Origin of the sequence: Microbacterium sp. UBA3394, from assembly GCF_002358725.1 — a bacterium.
Classification (GTDB): Bacteria; Actinomycetota; Actinomycetes; order Actinomycetales; family Microbacteriaceae; genus Microbacterium; species Microbacterium luteum.
On record NZ_DEPK01000194.1, the window covers coordinates 16,968 to 19,667 of the forward strand.

Genomic DNA, 2,700 nt, shown 5'->3' on the forward strand with positions numbered 1-2,700 from the left:
CAGTTCAAGGACAAGTCCTCCCGCTACGGCAGCGACGCGACGTCGGTCGGGCTGTTCACCTACCCGGTGCTGATGGCCGCCGACATCCTGCTCTACCAGACCGACATCGTGCCGGTCGGCGACGACCAGAAGCAGCACGTCGAGCTCACCCGCGACCTCGCGGAGCGTTTCAACTCGCGCTTCGGGAAGACCTTCCAGGTGCCGATGCCGGTCATCCAGCAGGACACCGCGCGCATCTACGATCTGCAGAACCCGACCGCCAAGATGTCGAAGTCTGCCGAGTCCGACGCCGGGGTTCTGTGGCTGCTCGACGACCCGGCGGCATCGGCGAAGAAGATCATGCGCGCCGTCACCGACTCCGAGGGTGCTGTGCGGTACGACCGCGAGAACAAGCCCGGCGTCTCCAACCTGCTGGTGATCTTCGCGGCGCTCACGGGGCGACAAATTCCGGCGATCGAAGACGAATTCTCCGGCCGCGGTTACGGCGACTTCAAGAAGGCCCTCGCCGAAGTCGTCGTGACGGAGTTCGGACCGGTCCGCGAGCGCGCGCTGGCCCTGCTCGATGACCCGGCCGAGCTCGATCGGGTCCTGGCGGCCAACGCCGCGAAGGCCGAAGAGGTCGCCGACCGCACGCTGGCCGCGGTCTACGACAAGATCGGCCTCCTCCGCCGCGTCTGAGCCGCGGGTAGCGGCGTGGTGCGGTGCGGCCCGCCGTGGGCGGCGGCGCCGGTGCGGTGCGGCTCGGTTCGATCCCACCCCGCCTCGTGCCGCCCCGACTCGTGCCACCTCGCCTCGTGATCGGGCCGCCAGGGTGGTGGATCGCGCCGCCTGCCTCGCCACGTGCCACCTCGCCACGTGCCACCTCGCCTCGTGCACGAACTCAGGCTGAGCGAGCGCCAGCTTCCGGCGTCACCGCGTCGTGACGCGGCTGTGCCCCGCGCCCGCGTTGCACAGCCTGAGTACGTGCCTCGCGGCCGGCATTTCCACCGGACTGCCCGCCGAGCGACCCCGCCGCCCGGCCGTCGCTCCCTGATGGGAACCGGCCCGCCTCGACCCACCCGCCACGTGCCCGGACTCAGGCTGAACTCATCGCCGCTCGAGGTTTCCTGCGTCATGACGCGGCGGCCGATCAGCGGCGCGCGGCACAGCCTGAGTACGTGCCTGGCGGCCGGCGACACCGCAGCTGGCGCCGCAACCGGGACGATGGGACCTCACGCCCCGGTGCTGATACGACCGTCGCGGCGTGAGGCGAGCAGTCCACGCAGGCCTTCGGCGACTTCGTCGGGCTGGTACATGATCTGAGCGGCGGTCACGCGCCAGGTCACGTATCCACGTTGCGCGAGCGCCAGGTCGCGGCGCCGATCCTTCAGCTGCTGACGCCATGACGAGTGGAACTCCTCGCTGTCGCACTCGATCACGAGCCAGCCGTCGACGACGAGGTCGACCCGCCCGACCCCGCGCATCACCACCTGCAGCTCATAGGTCGCTCCTGTCGCCCGCACCATCAACCGCATGAGTGTCTCGCTGCCGGACTCGGCCCGCCCATCGAGGAGATCGCGGACGATGCCGTATTTCGCCGGAAGCGCGGCGAAGATCTCAGCGATCTCAGACGCTCCGACAAGGCCACGATGAAGCGCACTGTCGAGCGTCGCGACAGCGTGACGGGCGGGTTGGCAGAGCACGGCGTGGACGAGCGCATCCACCACATCCACACAAACATCACCCGTGCCGAGTGGACGAAGGAGCGGCAGCCAATGGAGCACGACACCCACCGAGACTCGCCCCCTGAGCGGAGTGAATCGGTCGTGGGGCGAGCGCATGCGACTCGCGTTCCCCGGAAGGTGCACGTGCAGCCCCTCGCCGGTGACCACGAAGACCTCGAGGAGCCGCAAGAGAGCGAGGCAGGTCAGTCGCCCACCGACCCGCACGGCTCGGATGAGGTCGGCTGGAGCGGACGACGGGAGGTAACGGTCTCGACGGGCACGGACGAGCACACCATCATCGACCGCGGCGCGGATAGCGCGGCGCGACATCCCTTCCGCCGTGAGCTCTGCACGTGTCCATGTCCGCCAGTCCGTCTGCATGACCAGCATCGTCGCGGCCCCTCGCGCCCGCTCACGCCATGCCGCCTTCGCCTGGGGATGACCTGCATCACGACGGCGCCTGTGCAGGGGAACACGTGCCCGAACGCAGGCTGCGCGCCACGGCCGTCGGCGTGTCACCCCGTCCCCGTCCGTCTCAGCCTGAGTTGGGACACCGGATCGGGTGCGGGGGCGCATGCAGCCCGGACGGGGGAACGGGCGGTGCGGCGTGCACGAATTCAGGTCCAGGGCCACCGCCAGCGGCGTGTCGGCGCCGTCCCGCACCTCCCAACCTGAGTTGGGTCACGAACAAGAGGGCTGACGGTCGGGGAGCCGCACGGAGAGACGTGCCGGGTGGGCAATTGAACCGGGCGGGAGACACGAGGCGGGAACCGGGCAGCGGGACGGCAGGGCAGCGCCGCAGCGTGCCGCCCTGGCATCACCTTCCCCGCACTCCTGAGCACCAACTCAGGCTGAGAATCACCGCTAACGGCGTGTTGGCACCGTCTGGCGCCTCACAGCCTGAGTTGGGGCACCAACGTAGCGAGAGACAGACGGGACAGCCAGGCAGGAGACGGACGGGGTTCCGGGCAGGAGACGGACGGGGCAACTGGGCAGG

2 protein-coding genes are annotated in these 2,700 nt (G+C 69.6%); one reads left to right on the top strand and one right to left on the bottom strand.

Translation table 11 applies throughout. The features are described from left to right. Positions 1–678, top strand: a 678-nt coding sequence (gene trpS, locus B4E30_RS11705; RefSeq protein WP_286795399.1) for a tryptophan--tRNA ligase, incomplete at its 5' end; no start/stop codon positions are given. Between the two features lie 533 nt (positions 679–1,211). Here trpS and B4E30_RS11710 read toward each other — a convergent pair. Continuing rightward, positions 1,212–2,084 carry an endonuclease domain-containing protein gene (locus B4E30_RS11710; RefSeq protein WP_286795400.1) on the bottom strand — a complete coding sequence of 291 codons (873 nt, stop codon included), beginning with the start codon at positions 2,082–2,084 and terminating at the stop codon, positions 1,212–1,214. Positions 2,085–2,700: the final 616 nt, after the last annotated feature.

What these genes read in the sequence shown, in the direction of transcription:
- B4E30_RS11710 (WP_286795400.1), bottom strand. Translation starts at nt 2,084, where the DNA reads ATGCAGACGGACTGGCGGACATGGACACGTGCAGAGCTCACGGCGGAA.